This is a genomic window from Ruegeria arenilitoris (assembly GCF_013031355.1).
GTDB classification, from domain to species: domain Bacteria; phylum Pseudomonadota; class Alphaproteobacteria; order Rhodobacterales; family Rhodobacteraceae; genus Ruegeria; species Ruegeria arenilitoris_C.
The window spans coordinates 307,431-327,517 of the sequence record NZ_WPZO01000001.1 but is presented as its reverse complement, the minus strand read 5'-3'; the positions used below and the strand labels follow the sequence as shown (position 1 = coordinate 327,517).

Here is a 20,087-nt window from a genome sequence, read left to right as displayed (position 1 = left end):
AGGCTTGCACCTGATGCCTATCAAGATTCCCGCCGACCTTCCTGCATTTGACGTCCTCACGAAAGAGGGCGTCTCGGTCATGGCCGAGGATCAGGCGATGCGTCAGGACATTCGCCCTTTGCGGATCGGGTTGCTGAACCTGATGCCCAAGAAGATTCAGACAGAGAACCAGTTCGCGCGCCTGATCGGGGCGACTCCGCTGCAGATCGACCTATCTTTGATCCGCATGACCGAGCATCGCACCAAGAACACTGCCGCCGAGCATATGGCCGAATTTTACCGCCCCTTTCAGGAGGTCAAGGACGAGAAATTCGATGGTCTTATCATCACCGGCGCGCCGATCGAGCACCTAGATTTTGCCGACGTCACCTATTGGAACGAGATGCGCGAAGTGTTCGAGTGGACGCAGACAAACGTGCATTCGACCTTTGGTGTCTGCTGGGGCGGGATGGCGATGATTAACCATTTCCATGGAGTGAAGAAACATATGCTGGACGCCAAGGCGTTCGGCTGTTTCCGTCATTCGAACCTCAACCCGGCCTCGCCATTCCTGCGCGGTTTCTCGGATGATTGCGTGATCCCGGTCAGCCGCTGGACCGAGATGAAGCAGAATGAGATCGATACGGCGGATGGTTTGGTGACCTTGCTGGGCAGTCACGATGTCGGCCCCTGTCTGGTCGAGGATCGGGCGCACCGCGCTCTCTATATCTTCAACCATTTCGAGTACGACAGCGACACCCTGAAACAGGAATATGACCGCGACGTCGCCAATGGCACGCCGATCAACGTGCCGATGAACTACTATCCGGATGACGATCCGGCCCAGACGCCACAGAACAGATGGCGCAGCCATGCGCATTTGCTTTACGGCAACTGGATCAGCGAGATTTACGGCACCACCCCCTATGACATCAGCCGGATTGGTGTCGATCAGACCGATCTGAGGGCCTGACCCAGTGCTGCGCGTCGGCATCATAGTTCTGACCCTGATGGTCATGCTATGGGTCGTCGCGATCTGGCGCGCAGCCAAAAACGAGGCCCGCGCCGAGACCGCCTTTCCCCCCGAAGGTCAGATTGTCGAGGTCAATGGCGTGCCTGTCCATGCCGTGGTGATGGGCGAAGGTCCGGATGTGGTGCTGCTTCACGGCTCCAGCGGCAATACACGCGACATGACCTTTGCGCTGGCCCCGATATTGGCCGAAAGCTATCGCGTCATCGTGTTCGACCGCCCCGGACTGGGCTACAGCGCCAGCTTCAACTCGGACGGGGAATCCATTGAAGAACAGGCAGAAATTCTGCAAATGGCCGCCGCCCAATTGGGGGCCGACAAACCTATCGTCGCAGGCCAGAGCTATGGCGGATCGGTGTCGCTCGCCTGGGCCGTAACGCGGCCCGACAACATTTCGGCACTGGTCCTGATCGCACCTGCCGCGATCCCGTGGGAGACGCCTCTGGACGGTTTCAACCAACTGGCGTCCACCTCTGTCGGCAGCGCCGTAACCCTGCCGTTTATCACCGCCTTTGCGCCAGATTGGTACGTCGAAAAAGCGCTGGACGGGGTGTTCGCGCCCCAGACAGCCCCAGAGGGGTATGCCAATCACTTCGGCCCCGGTCTGACCATGCGCCGCGCTTCGATGCACGCCAACTCAAAGCAACGCGCCAATCTTTTGGAAGAAGTGACGGCCCTGCAACCCCGGTATGGTGAGATCGACGTCCCGACCGAGATCGTTCACGGTACTGCCGATGACACTGTTGGCCTTGAATGGCATTCCCAACGTCTGATCGATGAAATCCCCGGTGCTGAACTGATCGAGCTGCCGGGCATAGGGCACATGCCGCAGGTCGTGGCGGCGCCCGAAGTTGCGGCCGCCATCGACCGCGCCGCGCAACGTGCGGGTTTGCGTTAAGCCCTCGGCTAATCCATAGTAGGATATGGATTTTATGGCGAGGTAACACATGGCCCGTTCCGAAAAAGGTTCCATCGAAAAGTACTTCAAAAAGGACGCCCCGAAAGAGGTGCGTTCGGCCATCGAAAAGTCCGAAAAGGACGACATTCTGAACCCGACCTACCCTTACGACGAACGCATGAAGCGTAAGGAGTATGAAAAAGAGATGGAAAGGCTGCAGATTGAACTGGTCAAGATGCAGTCCTGGGTCAAGGAAACCGATCAGCGTATTGCCATCATTTTCGAGGGCCGCGACGCCGCTGGCAAAGGCGGTACGATCAAGCGGTTCCGCGAAAACCTCAACCCACGCGGCGCGCGCAACGTGGCGCTCAGCAAACCTTCGGATACCGAGCAAAGCCAGTGGTACTTCCAGCGCTACATCCAGCATCTGCCGTCGGCCGGTGAAATCGTGTTTTTTGACCGCAGCTGGTACAACCGCGGAGTTGTAGAAAACGTGTTTGGTTTCTGTACCGCAGAACAGCGTGAACGGTTCTTCCGGCAAGTTCTGCCGCTGGAAACCGGGCTGGTGAATGACGGGATCACTCTGTTCAAGTTCTGGCTGAATGTCGGCCGTGCAGAGCAGTTGAACCGTTTCCTGTCCCGCGAAACGGACCCTCTGAAGCAGTGGAAACTCAGCCCGATCGACGTTGCAGGCCTGAACAAATGGGACGAGTACAGCCAGTCGATCTCGGAAACCCTGACCCGCAGCCATTCCGAGCATTGTCCGTGGACCATTGTCCGGTCCGACGACAAGAAACGCGCGCGGCTGGCGGCCATTCGGACGGTCTTGCACGCGCTGGACTTTGACGAAAAGGACGAGGACGCCATCGGGCCGAATGATCCCAAAATCTGCGGCGGACCGGAAATCTGGGACGCATGACCAAGAGTGGACGAAGGCCACAACGGGGATTATGTCATGTGTTCCGACGGCATAAACAACAAAGGCACCTGAAACGGGGATGACGAAACGCGGGTATCACCACGGGAACCTGAAACAGGCTTTGATCGAGGCTGCCCTGTCTCTGATTGAAGAAAAAGGCCCGACCGGCTTTACCTTATCCGAGGCTGCCAAAACCGCGGGGGTCACTCCGGCTGCGGTTTATCGGCATTTCCATGGACGCGAAGACCTGATTGCCGAGGCGGCACGTCAGGGATTTGAGATGTTCGCGGACCTGATGCAATACGCCTATGACAAAGGCCAACCCTCAGCCTTGGCCGCGTTCGAGGCAACGGGCCGTGCCTATCTGGCCTTTGCCCGCAAGCATCCGGGCCACTACATCGCCATGTTTGAAAGCGGCATTTCCATCAACCGTACGCCCGAACTGGCGCTGGCGGCGAACCGCGCGAAAGCGGTACTGGAGAAAGCGGCCTCGGATCTGTCGCAACACATCCCGCCCGAAAAACGCCCGCCCGCGTCGATGTTCAGCGCCCATATCTGGGCCATGAGCCACGGCGTTGTCGAACTGTTCGCCCGCAATACCGGCGCAAGCTCGCCCTTCCCGCCCGAGGATTTGCTGGAATCCGGGATCGGCATCTATCTGCGCGGTCTTGGGCTGGTTCCGCAGGACGATTAAGGGTCAGAACCGCGACAACGGCTGCGGCGCGCTGAGGCCTGAGGTCACGTTGATCAGGTCCATCTCGCCCATACCCTTGATGTCGACGCGCCCAATGTCCGAGACCTGAAACTCGTCGATCAGGGCGTATTTCATCTCTTCAGGCGCAACGATATTCATCGGATTTGCAAAGACTTGCAGACGAGACGCAATGTTCACCGCCGGACCGAACACGTCATACACATATTTCTGTATCCCCACGACCGAGCCCACCGCAGCCCCCATGCCCAAACCGATCCGGGCCTGCCATTTGTGCGGGTGGCTTTCATTGCGCCGCTCGAGATACCGCAAGAACCGCACCGCGCAATGCGCCACGGCGGTCGCATGATCCGGCGTAGCATCCGGCATCCCTGACACGGCAAGGTAGGCGTCACCGATGGTCTTGATCCGCTCACACCCGAACTGTTCGACGATACGGTCGAAGGCAGTGAAAATGTCGTTCAATTCGCTCAGCGTCACGGTCGGATCGGTCTTGGCCGCGAAATCGGTGAAGCCCACGAAATCCAGCATAACCACTGACACCTGATCATATAGCTGAGGCGTGACCACTCCGAACGTCTTGAACTCTTCGTAGACCGCGCGCGGCATCAGGTTCAGCAGCAGCCGTTCCACCCGCTCTTTTTCCCGCTCCAGTTCACGCGTGTTGCGCTCGACCATGGTCGAGTAACTGTCGATCATACTTTCAAGTTCGCGAATGCGGGTGATGTTCTGGCATTCAACGACAAGAACCTGTTCGGACAGACCATTTGCCAACGAAACAGTCGTTGCGAAAATCAACGTTCTGCGCTTCGGCTTGATCTGCAACTCGACCGAATACCGCAGGCCCGATTGCTTTACGTCTTCCAATTCACGCCGATCTAGCGATGGGAGGATATCCAGCAGCGTCTGCCCTTCCTCTGGCACCCCGAACCACTCCGAGAACGGCCCATTGTGAAACACAAACGTCAAATCCGAGGCGCGCACGACCGCGACACCGACACCAATCGCACGAAGCAACTGTTCGTTGATGGCCAGAATGCTCATGCGGCGTCACGCGCCACAATGATTGCGCGTTTGGATTCAATGGCATTCAGGGCAATTTTGATATGACTTTCCTCCATCCCGTGCATGGCCAGTGCCTCGCCAAAAAGCTCGGCCATCTCGTCGAAATCCGCATGTGAGATATTGAGATGCCGGTGAACCGCTTCGATCCGTTCGTCACTGAAGGATGCGGGCCCACCCACCAAGGAAGACACGAATTTGGTTTGGTGGTCGATCAGGCGAGGCATATCAATGTCTTCGAAATGACCGCCGATCTGATCGGATTCCAAGGCCATTTCGTAGAATGTCATCACAATCCGGCTGATGGTTTTGAACCCGCCGTATCTTTCATAGATTGTCTGCCCCACACCAAACACCCAAACGTTAACCACAAACAACACTGCAAGGTTATATCAAATCGACAGTTTTGTTAACGCTTATGCGTTGCGTGGCTGGTATCAGGGGAATCCGAGCCTGATTTGCGGTCAAACACTCAGATCGTCAGCACACGGTATGAACCCGACAAACCCACCATCTGCCAACAAACGGCGCTGAGCACCCGCACGCCAATAGAGTTTGCGCCCCGTCGCCTTCAGTTCACGCCGGACGCGGAACCACAATGGCCCTTTGTCCAGACCGCTGTTGGTTTTCTGATCCTGCGATCGCTCGCTGACCTTGACGGATTCGGCGGTCTGGTACTGTTGCTTGGACCAGATCATCTGCACCCCAACTGCCGGAAAACACTGGTACATGCGCCAGTTCGGACGCGGGATTGAGATAAAATCGTCAAGGTGGTCCGAATACCGCTCGGACCAGGACAACAATTTTCGGCAAGCTGCCTGCGTCACGATATAGGCGGCTGCGCTGGGGGCCATTTCCAGCATCGGTCTGACCGGGACCTCCGCGATGTCCTGCAACGGACCAAACCGCATGGACCGCGGCGAATAGTCCAGCTTGATGAGGTCAAACCCGTCTCCACCATCCAACAGCGCCGTGATTACTGCGCCGGCCTGGGCGGACATTTCAACGTCATCTTCAAAAACAGCCACCGCCTTCAGGCCCTGATCCACAGCGGCCTGCCACACGGCGCGGTGGCTTTCGAAACAGGCGATTTCGCTTTGCTTCAGCCCCCAGCGGCTACCGGTTCCGGGGGTATAGCCGTTGCCGTCAAGCGCTCCTGGCTCTTGCCCGTCCACCGCGCTGAACCGTTGGGCGCCCACCAACCTAGTGTGGGCGAACTGTGCTTCCATGAAGCTGGCTCGCTCTGGCACCCGGTCGAGGTTGATAAAGCAGACACCCGTTCCCGATGGCAGTTCGTATTGTCCCACGGCATTTCCTTTCCAGCAGTATCGTCAGATACACATCGCTGAACTGGACAATCAACCCCACCCTCGGATTGGATGTAAGGAAGGGCCGATGACCCTTCCTTGCCATACGATCAGGCGCTGATCGTGTTGTGTTCTGGCCCATAAGGGAAGCCGGTAATGTTCTCGGCGCCGTTTTCCTCGACAACAAGAATGTCATGCTCGCGGTAGCCGCCTGCGCCCTTCTGGCCTTCGGGGATCCACAGCATAGGCTCGATCGAGACAACCATGCCCGGCTCCAACACTGTGTCGATGTCCTCACGCAGTTCCAGCCCGGCCTCGCGACCGTAATAGTGGCTGAGAATGCCGAAGGAATGGCCGTAGCCAAACGAGCGGTATTGCAGCAAGCCTTCGTCGGCAAAGAAACGGTTGATCTCTTCGCAGATACCAGAACATGTCGCGCCGGGTTTGATCAGGCTCAGCCCCAGCTCATGCGCGGCGACGTTGGCCTTCCAGATGCGCAGGCTTTCCGCGTCGGGTTCGCCAAGGAACAGGGTGCGCTCCAAAGCAGTGTAATAGCCCGAGATCATCGGGAACGTGTTCAACGACAGGATATCGCCCTTTTGCAGTGCACGTTTGGTGACCGGGTTATGCGCACCATCGGTGTTCAAACCGGATTGGAACCAGACCCACGTGTCGCGGTACTCGGCATCTGGATAGGCGCGTGCAATTTCTGCTTCCATCGCGTCGCGTCCGGCCATGGCGATCTCGATCTCGGTCGCGCCTTCGCGGATGGCAGCGTGAATGGCTGCACCGCCCACATCTGCCGTGCGCGCGCCACCCTTGATCAGCTCGATCTCCTCGGCGGATTTCACCATGCGTGCGGCCATGGTATCGGGGGCAATGTCCACCAGCTCTGGCCCGCCCAGCATGTCCAGCGCGGTGTCACGCATGGCCAGGGTCATGTGATCACCTTCGATACCGATCCGACCCGCCGAGCCGATCAGGTTGGCCACAGCGCGCCAGTAGTTGTTCCGCTTCCAGTCGGTGTAGATCACGTTTTCTTCGACCGAGCGCCGCCAGGGCTGCCCCGCGTCGATATTCGCCGACACGGTCGTGCATGCGTCCTGTGTCACCACGCAGCCATACGGACGGCCGAACGAGCAATACAGAAAACCCGAGTAATAGGCGATGTTGTGCATCGACGTTAGCAGCACCGCCGGGATATCACGCGCCGCCATCGTTGCGCGCAGGCTGGCCAGACGACGGTCATATTCCGCCTTGCTGAAGGGCAGCGGAGCCTTGTCGCCATTGTGACAGGTGAAGAACTCGGGGCGATTTTGCAGATCAGTCATTTGGTCTCTCCTCAATGCCGGACAGGCACAGCCCGGCCACAAGTCCCGGCGTTCAGGACAAGCGGCCTCGGGAACCGAGAGCCATGCACCCCGCTTTACGTCACGACGCCATCGCGACCGGGGTGCATGGTGAAAGGGCTAAATCAGCTTTCGAGTCGCGTCAAGCCGGGCTGAGACCCCGCAGGCGTTCCGACCGCCGCCGCAGCAGTTCGACCGTGGTCAGCAGCGCAATCGAGATCACCACAAGAATCGTCGCCACCGCAAGAATGGTCGGGCTGATTTGTTCACGAAGACCGGTAAACATTTGCCAAGGCAGTGTTTTCTGGCTTGCCGAACCGACGAATAGCACCACCACAACCTCGTCGAACGAGGTGATGAAGGCGAACAGGCCGCCCGAGATCACGCCCGGCAGAATCAGCGGCATCTGGATCTTGAAAAAGGTCCGCACCGGCCCTGCCCCCATATTTGCGGCTGCCCGGGTCAGCGACTGATCAAACCCGACCAGAGTCGCCGTCACCGTGATGATCACGAAAGGAATACCCAGAACAGCGTGGGCGAGGATGACCTTCACATAGCCCACAAAGTTCTTGTCCATGCCCAGCGTTCCCTCAAGGAACCGCCCGATGTCGCTGTAGAAAAAGAACATCCCCGTCGCCGAGATGATCAGCGGCACAATCATGGGCGAGATCAGGATACCCATGATGGCCCGACGCCCTGGTACGTGGCTCTGGCTGAGGCCGATGGCCGCCAGCGTCCCCAAGGACACCGAGATGATCGTCGCAATCGGCGCAATGATCAGCGAGTTCTTGAAGCTGCGCTGCCATTCGTTGTTGGTAAAGAAGTCACGGTAATGCTTCAGCGAATACCCTTCGGGGTCCAGCCGCAGCATCTCGGGCGTGAAGGTAAAGAAGTCCTGTGCGTTGAACGACAGCGGCAGAACCACAAGGATCGGCGTGATCAGGAAGACAAAGATCGCACCGCAAATCACGCGGAACAGGTAATGCTCGAACACCTGTCGACCTGTCAGATAGGGCAACAGCTTTTGCCGATAGCGGCCCTCGTAGAGCCAGAAAATGAAGAAGGCAAAGAACCAGCCGACCAGAAGCCCGGCGATCAAACCGGTGATCCCGGCAAAGAAGAAACCGATGGCGCCAAGCCCCAGAACGGTGATCCAGCGCGCAACACGTTCATTGTCGAGCACGGTGATATAGACCCAGGCCAGCCCCGCCATCAGCGCGGCGCCGATTAGGATACCCAGCAGGACATTGCCCTGCCCGGCACCGACGAACATGCCGACGAAACCTCCGGCAATGGCGACCGTCGGCAGAACGACCGACAACGGTTTGCGGGATATAGGTGTAAGTGCTGCCATGATCTTTATCCCAGTTTCACGTTATCGATGCCCACGATCTTGTCGTAGCACCAGTAGAGCAACAGAACGACCGCCAGCAGGATCGTCCCCAACGCCGCAGCCAGACCCCAGTTCAGCGAGGACGAGATGTGATAGGCAATCCGGTTAGAGATGAAGACACCTTTGGTGCCGCCCACGATCTCGGGCGTGATGTAGTAGCCGATGGCCAGAATGAACACGAGGATCGACCCCGCGCCTATGCCCGGAATGGATTGCGGGAAGTAGATCCGCCAGAAGGTCGTCCAGTTGGTCGCCCCCATCGACTTGGCCGCGCGGGTATAGGACGGCGGGATCGTCTGCATCACCGAATACATCGGCAGGATCATGAACGGCAGCAAAATGTGGGTCATCGCGATAATCGTGCCAAACTGGTTATTGATGATCACAAGCCGTGCGTCATCAGCGACCAAACCCAGCCAAACGAGCGTTTCGTTGATCACGCCCTGCTGCTGCAACATGACTTTCCACGCAGAGGTTCGCACCAGCAGCGACGTCCAGAAGGGAAGCAACACCAGGATCATCAGCAGGTTCGACACACGCATTGGCAGCGTCGCCAGCAGATACGAAACCGGATAGGCCAACAGAATGCAGGCACCGGTAATGATCAGCGACATCATCAACGTACGGCCAAACAGTTTGATCAGGATCTGTTTGTCCTCGGGCTGTGCCTGCGCACCTTCGGGTGTTCGACGCATGTCGACGGCGTTCAGGAAATAACCGTTCGTGATCGGAACCGCATGGGTTTTGATCGTGCGCCAGGTCTCGACATCGCCCCAGCCGTCGTGAATCTCGATCAGCTTTTCCTTGAACGGTGCATCAGCTTCGGGGTCCAAGCGCTTGATATTACGCCCTGATTTCCGGAACATCGAGGACATGCCCGTCTGCTCATAGTTCAGGCGTGTGCCAAGTCTCGTATGCGTTTTCGCCTCAACGGCCACGATCATGTCTTTTATAAACGCGGCGTACAGAGCTTCGTCGGGTAGCTCTCCACCTTCGGCATCCCAGTTCTGCAGCTCAACCACAGTCAGTGGGAGCGTTTCAGCAACGATGCCGTTCTCAACCGAACGCATCAACATCGACACGATCGGGATCACGAACGAGAGCATTACAAACAACAGCAAGGGCGCAATTAGGGCCAGCGCCCGTAGTTTGCGGCGGCGCAGGGATCGCGCCAGCGATTTCTTCAGTGGCGTGCCATCGGCGGCCAGCATCGGACCGGATTGAGTAGCGTCAGTCATCTGCGTCCCTTGGTCTTTGGTGGGTCGGGGCCATTGGTGGCCCCAACCTTGCGTTTCAAGACAGGCTTATTGTGCCAGCCATGCCTGGAATTTCGCGTCGATATCGTCGCGGTAATCAGCCCAGAACTCGTAGTTGTACAGGAACGTGTTCTTGGCGTTTTCCGGATCAGTCGGCATGTGCGGTGCCATGTCGATGCCCAGTTCAGCGTGCTGACCAACCAGCGGTGCCGACGAGGCACGGGCCGGACCGTACGAGATGTACTTGGCCTGATCCGCCAAACGTTGCGTGTCGGTCGCGAAGCGCAGGTAATCCAGCGCGCGTTGCTTGCGCTCTTCATCCAGACCAGCAGGAATAATCCAACCGTCAATGTCAAACACCTGCGCGTCCCACAGCATCGCAACCGGCTGGTTCTGCTCTTCGATCACGCTGAACAGACGACCGTTATAGGTCGAGCCCATGACAACCTCGCCATCGGCCAGCAGCTGCGGCGTGTCGGCCCCTGCAGACCACCACACGACGCTGTCCTTGATGGTGTCCAGCTTGGCCAGCGCCTGATCCTGCCCTTCCGGGGTTGCCAGCACGTCATAGACGTCGTCCTTGGCAACGCCGTCACACAGCAGCGCCCATTCCATGTTGTTGATCGGGCGTTTCTCCAGCGAGCGTTTACCCGGATAGGTTTCCAGATCGAACACTGCGCAGATTTCGGTCGGAGGGTTGTCGCCCACCAGGTCAGTGCGATATCCGAAGGTGGTCGAATATACGATGCTCGGGATGTAGCAGTCGCTGACAATCAGTTCACCGAAATCCTCGGAGGCCGGCGACCCATCGGGCGCTGGCTCCAGCATCGTGTCATGATCGATTTCCATCGCCAGACCTTCGTCGCACAGACGGATCGCATCCGAGGCCACAACGTCAACCACATCCCAGGTGATGTTGCCCGCTTCGTTCATCGCACGCAGCTTGGCGACCGCTTCGTTCGAGCTGTCGTCATTCAGGATGGTGATACCGGTCTTTTCCGAATAGGGCTCGTGATAAGCTTTCAACTGCGATTTGGAGTATGCGCCGCCCCACGAGACGATCGTCATCTCCTGGGCCATCGCGCCACCGGCAACCGCGGCAAGTGCACTCGCCATCAGAGTGGTTATGGTAACTTTCATTGTTAACTCCCTGTTATACCCGTTAATTTTAGCTTTGAAGATCGGATCACGGGGCAACCCGATCATCTAATGTCCCGCGCACCCGGGCGGATCACACGGGGAATTCCTGTATCAGGCGTCCAGCGCCCGGCAGTCTTGTGCCAGCCACCCGATCTCGACCTCTTGGCCGGGGCGCAACTTGACCGCGTCCGGCGCGTTCCGGGTCTTGATGATGAAGTCATCATTGCCTGCAACGGACAGGCGAAAGCGGAACACGTCGCCCATATAGATGAACTCTTTCACCGTGGCCTTCAGCGTATGCGCATCGGCGTGCAGACGATCCTTGTTGAATTCGACGCGTTCAGGGCGGATCGAAACCTTGGTCCGATCACCAGCTTTATGGACGTTCACCGGCTTGGCATCAATCTCGGACCCGTCATCCAGAACAACCACGCACGAGTCGCCGTCGATTGACTTAACAACGCCTTCCAATGTGTTGTTTTCACCAATGAATTGCGCAACAAAGCTATTTTCTGGTTCTTCATACAGAAGGTCTGGCGGAGCCAGCTGCTGGATACGGCCATCATCGAACACGGCAACACGATCAGACATCGTCAGCGCTTCGGTCTGGTCGTGCGTCACGTAAACGGTGGTGATCCCCAGTTCATGCGCCAGACGGGTGATTTCGAACTGCATATGCTCACGCAGCTGTTTGTCCAGCGCGCCCAGCGGTTCGTCCATCAGAACCAGTTCAGGTTCAAACACCAGGGCCCGCGCCAGAGCGATCCGCTGCTGCTGACCACCCGACAGTTGCGCCGGACGACGGCTGCCAAAGGCGCCCATCTGCACCATATCCAGCGCCCGCTTTACCTTTTCCTCGCGCTGATCCTTGCCCATCTTCCGCACTTCCAGCGGAAACGAGAGGTTCTCGGCCACAGTCATATGCGGGAACAGGGCGTAGTTCTGGAATACCATCCCGATCCCGCGCTTGTGCGGCGGGATGTTGTTGATCGGCTTCCCATCCAACATGATTTCGCCGTGTGTGGCGGTTTCAAACCCGGCCAGCATCATCAGGCAAGTTGTCTTACCGGACCCCGACGGGCCCAGCATTGTCAGAAACTCACCTTTTGGCATTGAGAGGTTTAGATCTTTTACAACGAGTACTTCGCCATCATAAGACTTCTGGACACGCTGAAACTCGACGAACGCTGCGTCATTTGACATATACCAACTTGGCTCCCTGTGGTCTGCTGTTTGCCCGGTTTATCCGGATCTCAACGACCTATTGGCCTCATTAAAGGACAAGCGAGACGCGGCGTGCAACCAAAATGTGACAAAGGTCAGACATTTTCGATTGCGCCTGCATCACCATTAAGCGGAATTCAGTTTCCGCATGTGCCATGCAAGGCTTTGATTGCTGGACAAAACCGGCTTTTTCAGGCGGCTTGCGATCTCGGGGATAGCATCAAATGTTCTTAGATTCGTGCAGCTTATGAAAACAGCCTCAACCGATGGATCAGCGCCGAGACTCAGTGCTGCATCCACCACGGACCGCTGCGAAATGCGTACAACTTTCGATTCTTCCGCCTCTCCGAACGAGCCGAAAACGTCCATGAAAACCCCGTTTTTGGCAAAGGCCCGTCGCAGCGGTTCGTTCACTTCTTCGATATAGGGTGACAACAGCGCAAACTTAGACACGCCTAGGTGGTTCGCACAGGCGGACGCCGCACGCAGAGGGTTCGTGACCACTGCCGTTTCGCAGGTTTTTTGCACCATCCGTTCGATCTGGTCGGACCCGATAACCGAACTGGCCGACGTGCATCCGTATCCGACTACCTTGTAAGGGCGAATCTTGGGCAGCAAGTCTGCTGCGGCAGGCAGAGCTTTCTCCATTTCCGCCAGCGAATCCGTCGTCACCTCCGCCCCGCTGGGAATACGCGAAACATAGATCGGCGCACGCCGGTCTGCGAAATAGGCGTTAAACTCGGGCTCGATCGTTTCGTCGGTTTGCAACACGATCAACCCCATTGGCGGGGCGTCGGGATCGTCCTTGTCCAGCGTGTAGGGCAGATAACTCATATCTCGGGCAACTCCGGACCGATTCTGGGGCTGATGAACCGTGGCGCCCCTTCGGTGATCACTATGTTTTCCTCATGCACCAGGATTTTGTCGCCCACAGCGATGCCAGGTTCCAGCGTCAGAACCATTCCCGGCTCAAGCACCGTGTGATCGGTGGGGATCAGAGACGGCCATTCCGTCAGCGACATTCCCAGGCCATGTCCCAACCGCCCTTCGCCTGTTTCACCTGAAGTACGGGACAGCACCTTGTTCATGACGTGAAACAGCTCCGCCGCCGTTGCACCGGGGCGCGCAGTCTCGAATGCGGCATCCGAGGCTTCGATCAGCGTCGCATAGGCATCTCGCACCTGTGGGCTGGCCGCTCCGATCGACCAATTACGGTCGAAGTCGCAGAAGTACCCGTCCCAAACCAGCCCGGTATCCAGCATCAGAACATCGCCGGGTGCCAACGCGGAGGCACGGGCCGGTGAGATCACGTCAGCATATCCCCCCTGTTCAGCCCCGCCCGCAAGGTACGGCACCCAGTCCGCGCCCTCTTCCAGACACAGCATCTGGAATCGGCGGAAGACTTCGTCCAGCGCGACGCCTTCACTGGCAATCTCGGGCACGCGCTGAAAGGCGCGCCCCGCAATGGCGCAGGCGGTTTCGATCTTCGCAATCTCAGCCGGGGATTTGACCATCCGAAGGGCGCGGAGAATACCTTCGTCGCTGCCCAAAACCCGGTTCCCCACCTGCTGCTTCAACCGGTTCAGGTCCGCCAGCGGCATACGGACATGAGTCTCGTGCCCATCCGGCAGACCGATGACCGCATCCTCCGGGCAAACCTCGCGCAGAGTATCGGCCAGCAGGCTGACACCATCGTCGGTAAGGTCCGGGGCGCTCCAGGTGCGGATATCATCCACCCAAGTCTGCGACATCAGCGCCGCCCCGATCGATGGAATCACTGCAATCGGTTTGCCCGAAACTGGGAGGATCAGGAACCACGGACGCGTCGGGCTTTCCCAGAACCGGGTCAGGTAGCCGGTGAAATAGCGGATCTCGGGCTCGGTCGTCAGCAACAGAGCCGAAAGGCCCACCTGCGCCATCCGGCGTTGCGCGCGTTCCGTTCGCACGCCGAATTCGGACGTCTCAAAACCTCTCATTCGGCGATCTCGGACAGGAAACACAGGACACGGGCATCGGGGCCGATGCCCAGGGCTTCGCGCACTTGGGCATTCATGACGGCGGCAACCCCTGCCCCGCCTGACGCGGTGGTGGCGATACCCGCCGCGCCCATAGCTGGAAGATGCTCGGTCACCTGCTCATCAGAAAGGGTTAGGAAACTATCTGCGTCGCGCGCAAGACCATTCAAAGCAATCAACGACGGCTCTTTGCAATCGAGCCGTCCCATCACGCTGTCGGGGCCATCGGCAAAAACGCAGGCACCTGCCTCGATACTGGCCTGCAGGGCCGGAGCCGCTTCGGGTTCGACCACGATGATTTGCGGTGCATCCCCCCAGACGGTTCGCGCATAGGCCGCAACAGCGCCGGCCATTCCACCGACACCGGCCTGCAGCATGATATGGGTCGGCACCTGAGGGCATTGCCGCGCGGCCTCGGCCGCCATCTGCAAATACCCCTCCATCAGAGTATGCGGTAGATCGTAGTACCCCTCCCACGAACTGTCCGAGAGCAATGTCCAGTTGTTGTCGCTCGCAGCTTTACTGGCGGCGTCCATACTGGCGGCGTAATCCGCCCCTTCACGCACAACCCTTGCGCCCTGATCACGCAGGCGTTCGGCAAAGCTCTCGGGCACGGTATCAGCGATGTAGACCACGGCATCCGCCCCAAACCTGCGCGCGCCTGACGCCACGCTTAACCCGTGATTGCCCGCGCTGGCCGTGACATAGGTGCGGCCCGACAGCGTTGCGGTGTCCGGCGTTTCGGCAGTCTCTGCCGCATGGCGCGCGATAACATAGGCCGCGCCCAAGGCCTTGAACGACCCCAGCCCCATCCGTCCACGTTCATCCTTGACCCAGAGGTGCGCGACATCCGCCAGCCCCGGAACTTCGGTCAATGGGGTCTCGTCAGCGGACAGGCAACGCGCGATCAATTCCGAGGCGCGCGCCACATTCGTAGACGGAAACGGTGCGCCATCAATCAGTTTCTGACCGGCACGATACGGGTTGGATGTGATTTTCAACTGAGTGTCTTCCCTGTGTTGCCCATTGACGTGATCGGATTCGTCTAGTTCTGTCAACAAAACTCAGTCACCGAAGGGAGCAGCCCATGGCCCATGCCGATCCGGCCTTCAGCCAGGCCGAATATGACCGTCGGCTGTCAAAGACGCGCGCGGCCATGGCAAAGGCAGGGCTGGATGCGCTGTTTGTCGAGGACCCGTCGAACATGGCGTGGCTCACGGGGTATGAAGGCTGGTCCTTTTACGTACATCAAGGCGTTCTGGTCCTGCATGACCGCGACCCGATCTGGTGGGGGCGCAATCAGGACGCCAATGGCGCACGGCGGACGGTCTGGATGCCGGACGATCGGATATTCGGCTATGCGGACCACTTTGTGCAATCAACCCTCCGGCACCCGATGCAGGACCTTGCGGCATTGATCCGAGACTGCGGATTGGCTGCAGGCCGGATTGGAGTCGAGTTGGACAATTATTACTACTCGGCCAAGGCGCATCTGACTTTGCTGGCAGAACTTCCGCAGGCTGAACTGGTCGACGCGAACGCGCTGGTGAACTGGCAGCGCGCTGTGAAGTCCGGTGAAGAAATTGCCTTGATGCGTAAGGCTGCCCGGATTTCAGAACACGTGATCGACGGCGTGCTGGAGCGGGTTGAACCCGGGCTGCGCAAGAACGAGTTGGTTGCGCAGATTTACCACGACGCGATCTCGGGCGTGGGGGACGATTGGGGGGACTACGCCGCCATCGTGCCCCTGCTGCCCTCGGGTCCGGATGCCGCCGCCCCGCATCTGACTTGGGATGGCGCGCCTTTCAAATCCGGCGAGTGTACATTCTTCGAACTGTCCGGCTGTTACCGTCGCTATCACACGCCATTCTGCCGATCTGTCTTTCTGGGCCAGCCGCCCGATCATTTGTTACGGGCCGAGGCTGCGCTAGCCGAAGGGCTCGAGGCCGGGTTGGACGCCGCCCGTGCCGGCAACCAAGCGCGAGACATCGCGTTGGCGCTGGCCGCCCCGCTGGAACGCGCCGGGATCGAACGCGGCGCGCGCTGCGGCTATCCGGTGGGTCTCAGCTATCCGCCGGATTGGGGTGAACGCACCATATCCCTGCGCCCCGAGGATGAGACCGTTCTTGAACCCGGCATGACCTTCCACTTCATGCCCGGCCTCTGGATGGATGACTGGGGCCTTGAGATCACCGAGTCGATCCTGATCACCGAAACCGGACCTGCCGAGTGTTTCTGTAACCGGCCCCGCAAACTATTTGTGAAACCATGACCCTGCTGAGAACCACCGAAATCCTTGCCGACCTGATCGCCTTTGAAACGGTGTCCACCGACAGCAACCTTGAGATCATCCGCTATCTGACCGAACGGCTGGAGGCGCTGGGCGCGCTCTGCATCGAAACGCGGGATGCGACCGGAGCCAAGGCGAATGTCTTTGCTACGCTGGGGCCGAACATGCCCGGAGGCATCCTGCTGTCCGGCCACACGGATGTGGTTCCGGTGGCAGATCAAGACTGGACCACCGACCCATTTCAGATGACCGAGAAGGACGGTCGACTTTATGGTCGCGGCACCTGTGACATGAAAGGCTTCATCGCCGCAGCACTGGCCTTTGCCGAGACGCTGGACATCAGCAAACTTACCCAACCGCTTCATTTTGCCTTTACCTATGACGAGGAAACCGGCTGCCTGGGCGCACAGAACCTCGTGGACGACCTGTCCAAGCGCGGTATCGTTCCGGATATCGCCATCATTGGCGAACCTACCGAGATGCGGGTGATCGAGGGGCATAAGGGTTGCTTCGAATACACCACCAGCTTTGTCGGCCTCGAAGGCCACAGCTCGGCCCCGGATGACGGTGTGAATGCCGCAGAATACGCGGCGCGCTATATCGGCAAGCTGCTGGAATTGCGCCACATCCTGAAATCCCGCGCACCGAAGGGCAGCCCGTTCGAGCCACCGTGGACCACGGTCAATGTCGGGCGCATCTCGGGCGGCGTTGCTCATAACGTGATCGCTAGCAAGGCCGAAGTTGCGTGGGAAATGCGCCCCGTTCAATCCAGCGATGCGGAACTGGTGCGCAAAACCCTGTCGGACTATGTGCAACACACGCTGCTGCCCGACATGCAGGCGGTCCACCCCGAGGCTAACATCACGCAGGAGGCGGTCGCCGAGGTTCAGGGACTTGAACCCATGGACGAAAACACCGCCCGCGAATTGGTCGCCGAATTGACCGGCGCGAACGGCACCGGCGTTGTCGCCTTTGCCACCGAAGCCGGGTTGTTCCAGCAACTGGGCGTGCATGCAATTGTCTGCGGGCCGGGTTCGATCACGCAGGCGCACAAAGCGGATGAATATGTCGAGATCGAACAGCTCGACCTGTGCTGCCGGATGCTGGACCGTTTGAGGCGTCGCCTGACGTCTTAACCCGCTCCATGTGTCCGGTCATAGGCGGATCGCGGCGGCTGAACATGCGCCGCGCGGGCGTCTTCGCCCGGATCATAGACCTCCATCACCAACGGGTAACAGGCGGCGACGTCCGAGGAGTGCTCGGACGAACAATCGCCTCCGGGACAGGCCGAGAGCCCAACGATCAGGTCGATCTCGGCGTAGAATTCCAGGTAGTCCCCCGGACGCACCGGACTGGCCTTCATGAAGTACTGGCCGGTGTCGCGTGTGAAGCCGGTGCACATGAAGACATTGAGCACATCATGGACCAGCATCTCGGCCTCGTGCAGCGGTAGATCGCAATGGCTGGCCAACGCGCGGGTCAGGTTGGAATGGCAGCAATAGTGATAGTCATCGCCCGACAGCAACCGCCCGGTATAGGGATCACAGCGCGTGCCGATCACGTCATGGACCGAACCGCCAAAGGCATCGAACCCATACCAGTCCAGCGTGTCGTTCACGATGGTCGCCATCGGGCGCATATTGGGAAAGCTCGACCACATACGGTCTCCGGTCGACAGGTGGGTCCCATGCAGGGCGCGGGTCTTGCCGGAATAAAACCGCTCGGTCAGGTCGTGTTTGTTCCACATATTCAGGTCGCCGACCTGAGGGCCATCGACCGACAACACCCGAACAAACGCCCCAGCAGGCACGTCGATGCAGGCGGCATCCCGCGGCGCTGCGATGGCCTCGGCGGTTTTGCTGGCCCCATTCCGCAGCGTGGTCAGTGCAGCCATATCCGGTTGCTCCAACGTCTCGGGCGGGTAGCAGATGACCGGAGGAATGACCTTGCGCTCCTCCGCGTCCGCTGGTGCCGCGAAGTTTGGTTTTTCCAGTTTCATGAGCGCCCTCCCCTGCGTTTACACAGGCTTAACGCATTACAAACGGGTTCGCCATCGGCTCTTGCGCGGTGCTGATCCAGGTTGTCTTGGTTCGGGTATAGTCGAGGATCGCCTCGACCCCAGCTTCCCGCCCATAGCCCGACTGATTGAACCCGCCAAAAGGCGCAATCGGAGAGATCGCTCGGTAGGTATTCACCCAGCAGATCCCTGCCTTGATGCGTTTTGACACCCGATGCGCCCGCGCCAGATTCTGCGTGAAGACCCCCGAACCCAAACCGTAGGGCGTGCTGTTTGCCAACGCGATGGCCTCGTCTTCGGTGTCGAAAGGCAGCAGAGACATCACGGGTCCGAACATCTCAACCTTCAGCGTTTCGGTCTCGGGTGAGGCGCATTGAACCAGTGTCGGCCTCATGTAGTTGCCCGGACGATCCGCAGGCGCACCGCCAAATCGGATCACCGCGCCCTGCCCCTGCGCCGCAGCCAAGGTCGCCTCAATCTTGCGTACCTGAGCAGCGGTACAGAGCGGGCCGACATGCGTATCAGAGTGCAGCGGATCGCCCAACCGAATGGCGCTGGCTTTCTGTTCTATCCGTTCGATCAACGGCTCCAGAATGGACCGATGCACCAGCCCGCGCGTCCCCGCCACACAGCTTTGACCCGAAGCGCCAAAGTTCCCTGCGATCAGCCCGTTTGCCGCGCCGTCCAGATCAGCGTCATCGAACACAAGGATCGGGGACTTGCCGCCCAGCTCTAACGAAGTCACCGCAAAGTTCTCGGCCGAGTTGCGCACCACATGCCGCGCGGTTTCCGGCCCTCCGGTAAAGGCAATCCGGTCGACATCTGGATGGCGGGTCAACGGAATGGCGCAATTCTCGGCGTCGCCGGTGATGACCGAGACGACGCCGGGCGGAAACCCGGCCTGTTCGATCAGACGCGCAAACTCCAGCATCGGCGCAGGCGCGATTTCCGAGGCTTTCAGCACCACCGAACACCCCGCGGCCAAGGCCGGACCCAGTTTTGTGGCCGTCAGGAACATCTGCGCATTCCACGGCACGATGGCCGCCACAACGCCGATCGGTTCTCGCGTTGTGAAAACGTGCATGTCGGGCTTGTCGATGGGCAGAACTGTGCCTTCGATCTTATCCGCCAGCCCTGCGAAATAACGGTAATAGTCCGCAACATATCCCGTCTGCGCCGAAGTCTCTGCCAGCAGCTTGCCGCTGTCTGTGGTCTCCAATTCTCCCAATCGTCTGGCATTTTCCGCCACCAGATCGGCCAGACGATACAGCAGCTTTCCCCGCGCGGTTTGCGTCATGTCGCGCCATGTCGGATCGTCAAGAACCCGTTTGGCTGCGGCAATTGCGCGATCGACATCACCGGCCGAGGCGCAGGCAAAAGTGGCCCACCCCTGCCCGGTCGCTGGGTTCTCGGATGTCATGACCTGACCATCCGACCCCTCGGTCCAATCCCCATCAATGAACAGCTGAAAATGTGGTAGGTTTCCCATAGTGATC

19 protein-coding genes are annotated in these 20,087 nt (G+C 59.1%); 6 read left to right on the top strand and 13 right to left on the bottom strand.

Going from position 1 to position 20,087, the window contains the following annotated elements; all coding sequences use genetic code 11:
• The first annotated feature begins 13 nt into the window (after nucleotides 1–13).
• From metA to GOX63_RS01555, 4 genes are all read left to right on the top strand, one after another.
• Nucleotides 14–952, top strand: coding sequence for a homoserine O-acetyltransferase MetA (gene metA / locus GOX63_RS01570; protein WP_170544623.1), 939 nt, complete (start codon nucleotides 14–16; stop codon nucleotides 950–952).
• A 37-nt stretch (nucleotides 953–989) separates the two neighbouring features.
• Nucleotides 990–1,907: an alpha/beta fold hydrolase gene (locus GOX63_RS01565; RefSeq protein WP_170545033.1), complete on the top strand. Its 918-nt coding sequence runs from the start codon at nucleotides 990–992 to the stop codon at nucleotides 1,905–1,907.
• A 49-nt stretch (nucleotides 1,908–1,956) separates the two neighbouring features.
• Nucleotides 1,957–2,826, top strand: coding sequence for a polyphosphate kinase 2 (gene ppk2 / locus GOX63_RS01560; protein ID WP_170544620.1), 870 nt, complete (start codon nucleotides 1,957–1,959; stop codon nucleotides 2,824–2,826).
• A gap of 79 nt (nucleotides 2,827–2,905) precedes the next feature.
• Nucleotides 2,906–3,520, top strand: a complete 615-nt coding sequence (locus GOX63_RS01555) for a TetR/AcrR family transcriptional regulator (RefSeq protein ID WP_170324732.1) — start codon at nucleotides 2,906–2,908, stop codon at nucleotides 3,518–3,520.
• A gap of 3 nt (nucleotides 3,521–3,523) precedes the next feature.
• Here the strand turns inward: GOX63_RS01555 and GOX63_RS01550 are convergent, their stop codons facing one another.
• The 11 genes from GOX63_RS01550 to GOX63_RS01500 all read right to left on the bottom strand — a co-directional run bounded on the left by GOX63_RS01550 (nucleotide 3,524) and on the right by GOX63_RS01500 (nucleotide 15,285).
• On the bottom strand, nucleotides 3,524–4,582 hold the full coding sequence (locus GOX63_RS01550; protein ID WP_170324731.1) for an adenylate/guanylate cyclase domain-containing protein: 1,059 nt from the start codon (nucleotides 4,580–4,582) through the stop codon (nucleotides 3,524–3,526).
• Nucleotides 4,579–4,947: a group I truncated hemoglobin gene (locus GOX63_RS01545; protein WP_170324730.1), complete on the bottom strand. Its 369-nt coding sequence runs from the start codon at nucleotides 4,945–4,947 to the stop codon at nucleotides 4,579–4,581. Before GOX63_RS01545 ends, GOX63_RS01550 begins: the two co-directional genes overlap by 4 nt.
• A gap of 117 nt (nucleotides 4,948–5,064) precedes the next feature.
• A complete protein-coding gene (locus GOX63_RS01540) occupies nucleotides 5,065–5,907 on the bottom strand; it encodes a glycosyltransferase family 25 protein (protein ID WP_170544617.1) in 843 nt (280 codons plus the stop codon).
• 110 nt (nucleotides 5,908–6,017) lie between these two features.
• Nucleotides 6,018–7,238, bottom strand: coding sequence for an aminopeptidase P family protein (locus tag GOX63_RS01535; protein ID WP_170324728.1), 1,221 nt, complete (start codon nucleotides 7,236–7,238; stop codon nucleotides 6,018–6,020).
• 160 nt (nucleotides 7,239–7,398) lie between these two features.
• Complete coding sequence (locus GOX63_RS01530) at nucleotides 7,399–8,610, bottom strand: ABC transporter permease (protein WP_170324727.1); 1,212 nt, start codon at nucleotides 8,608–8,610, stop codon at nucleotides 7,399–7,401.
• Between the two features lie 5 nt (nucleotides 8,611–8,615).
• Nucleotides 8,616–9,887: an ABC transporter permease gene (locus GOX63_RS01525; protein WP_170324726.1), complete on the bottom strand. Its 1,272-nt coding sequence runs from the start codon at nucleotides 9,885–9,887 to the stop codon at nucleotides 8,616–8,618.
• Nucleotides 9,888–9,953: 66 nt separating this feature from the next.
• Nucleotides 9,954–11,045 (bottom strand): extracellular solute-binding protein, encoded by a 1,092-nt coding sequence (locus tag GOX63_RS01520; RefSeq protein ID WP_170324725.1) that lies wholly within the window; start codon nucleotides 11,043–11,045, stop codon nucleotides 9,954–9,956.
• 111 nt (nucleotides 11,046–11,156) lie between these two features.
• A complete protein-coding gene (locus GOX63_RS01515; RefSeq protein WP_170324724.1) occupies nucleotides 11,157–12,248 on the bottom strand; it encodes an ABC transporter ATP-binding protein in 1,092 nt (363 codons plus the stop codon).
• 147 nt (nucleotides 12,249–12,395) lie between these two features.
• Complete coding sequence (locus tag GOX63_RS01510) at nucleotides 12,396–13,103, bottom strand: maleate cis-trans isomerase family protein (RefSeq protein ID WP_170324723.1); 708 nt, start codon at nucleotides 13,101–13,103, stop codon at nucleotides 12,396–12,398.
• Nucleotides 13,100–14,245 carry a M24 family metallopeptidase gene (locus GOX63_RS01505; protein ID WP_170544615.1) on the bottom strand — a complete coding sequence of 382 codons (1,146 nt, stop codon included), beginning with the start codon at nucleotides 14,243–14,245 and terminating at the stop codon, nucleotides 13,100–13,102. The genes GOX63_RS01510 and GOX63_RS01505 overlap by 4 nt, the downstream gene beginning before the upstream one ends.
• Nucleotides 14,242–15,285 (bottom strand): pyridoxal-phosphate dependent enzyme, encoded by a 1,044-nt coding sequence (locus GOX63_RS01500; RefSeq protein ID WP_170324721.1) that lies wholly within the window; start codon nucleotides 15,283–15,285, stop codon nucleotides 14,242–14,244. The genes GOX63_RS01505 and GOX63_RS01500 overlap by 4 nt, the downstream gene beginning before the upstream one ends.
• An 86-nt stretch (nucleotides 15,286–15,371) precedes the next feature.
• On the opposite strand from GOX63_RS01500, the gene GOX63_RS01495 reads away from it, so the two are divergent.
• Nucleotides 15,372–16,556: a M24 family metallopeptidase gene (locus GOX63_RS01495; RefSeq protein ID WP_170324720.1), complete on the top strand. Its 1,185-nt coding sequence runs from the start codon at nucleotides 15,372–15,374 to the stop codon at nucleotides 16,554–16,556.
• Nucleotides 16,553–17,710, top strand: a complete 1,158-nt coding sequence (argE, locus tag GOX63_RS01490; RefSeq protein WP_170544612.1) for an acetylornithine deacetylase — start codon at nucleotides 16,553–16,555, stop codon at nucleotides 17,708–17,710. Before GOX63_RS01495 ends, argE begins: the two co-directional genes overlap by 4 nt.
• Here argE and GOX63_RS01485 read toward each other — a convergent pair.
• Both GOX63_RS01485 and GOX63_RS01480 read right to left on the bottom strand, forming a co-directional pair.
• Nucleotides 17,707–18,573, bottom strand: a complete 867-nt coding sequence (locus tag GOX63_RS01485; RefSeq protein ID WP_170324718.1) for an urea carboxylase-associated family protein — start codon at nucleotides 18,571–18,573, stop codon at nucleotides 17,707–17,709. The two genes, argE and GOX63_RS01485, sit on opposite strands and share 4 nt — an antisense overlap.
• Before the next feature lie 28 nt (nucleotides 18,574–18,601).
• Nucleotides 18,602–20,080: an aldehyde dehydrogenase gene (locus tag GOX63_RS01480; protein WP_170324717.1), complete on the bottom strand. Its 1,479-nt coding sequence runs from the start codon at nucleotides 20,078–20,080 to the stop codon at nucleotides 18,602–18,604.
• Nucleotides 20,081–20,087 lie beyond the last annotated feature (7 nt).

What these genes read in the sequence shown, in the direction of transcription:
- metA (WP_170544623.1), top strand. Translation starts at nt 14, where the DNA reads ATGCCTATCAAGATTCCCGCCGACCTTCCTGCATTTGACGTCCTCACG.
- GOX63_RS01565 (WP_170545033.1), top strand. Translation starts at nt 990, where the DNA reads ATGGTCATGCTATGGGTCGTCGCGATCTGGCGCGCAGCCAAAAACGAG.
- ppk2 (WP_170544620.1), top strand. Translation starts at nt 1,957, where the DNA reads ATGGCCCGTTCCGAAAAAGGTTCCATCGAAAAGTACTTCAAAAAGGAC.
- GOX63_RS01555 (WP_170324732.1), top strand. Translation starts at nt 2,906, where the DNA reads ATGACGAAACGCGGGTATCACCACGGGAACCTGAAACAGGCTTTGATC.
- GOX63_RS01550 (WP_170324731.1), bottom strand. Translation starts at nt 4,582, where the DNA reads ATGAGCATTCTGGCCATCAACGAACAGTTGCTTCGTGCGATTGGTGTC.
- GOX63_RS01535 (WP_170324728.1), bottom strand. Translation starts at nt 7,238, where the DNA reads ATGACTGATCTGCAAAATCGCCCCGAGTTCTTCACCTGTCACAATGGC.
- GOX63_RS01530 (WP_170324727.1), bottom strand. Translation starts at nt 8,610, where the DNA reads ATGGCAGCACTTACACCTATATCCCGCAAACCGTTGTCGGTCGTTCTG.
- GOX63_RS01525 (WP_170324726.1), bottom strand. Translation starts at nt 9,887, where the DNA reads ATGACTGACGCTACTCAATCCGGTCCGATGCTGGCCGCCGATGGCACG.
- GOX63_RS01520 (WP_170324725.1), bottom strand. Translation starts at nt 11,045, where the DNA reads ATGAAAGTTACCATAACCACTCTGATGGCGAGTGCACTTGCCGCGGTT.
- GOX63_RS01515 (WP_170324724.1), bottom strand. Translation starts at nt 12,248, where the DNA reads ATGTCAAATGACGCAGCGTTCGTCGAGTTTCAGCGTGTCCAGAAGTCT.
- GOX63_RS01510 (WP_170324723.1), bottom strand. Translation starts at nt 13,103, where the DNA reads ATGAGTTATCTGCCCTACACGCTGGACAAGGACGATCCCGACGCCCCG.
- GOX63_RS01505 (WP_170544615.1), bottom strand. Translation starts at nt 14,245, where the DNA reads ATGAGAGGTTTTGAGACGTCCGAATTCGGCGTGCGAACGGAACGCGCG.
- GOX63_RS01495 (WP_170324720.1), top strand. Translation starts at nt 15,372, where the DNA reads ATGGCCCATGCCGATCCGGCCTTCAGCCAGGCCGAATATGACCGTCGG.
- argE (WP_170544612.1), top strand. Translation starts at nt 16,553, where the DNA reads ATGACCCTGCTGAGAACCACCGAAATCCTTGCCGACCTGATCGCCTTT.
- GOX63_RS01485 (WP_170324718.1), bottom strand. Translation starts at nt 18,573, where the DNA reads ATGAAACTGGAAAAACCAAACTTCGCGGCACCAGCGGACGCGGAGGAG.
- GOX63_RS01480 (WP_170324717.1), bottom strand. Translation starts at nt 20,080, where the DNA reads ATGGGAAACCTACCACATTTTCAGCTGTTCATTGATGGGGATTGGACC.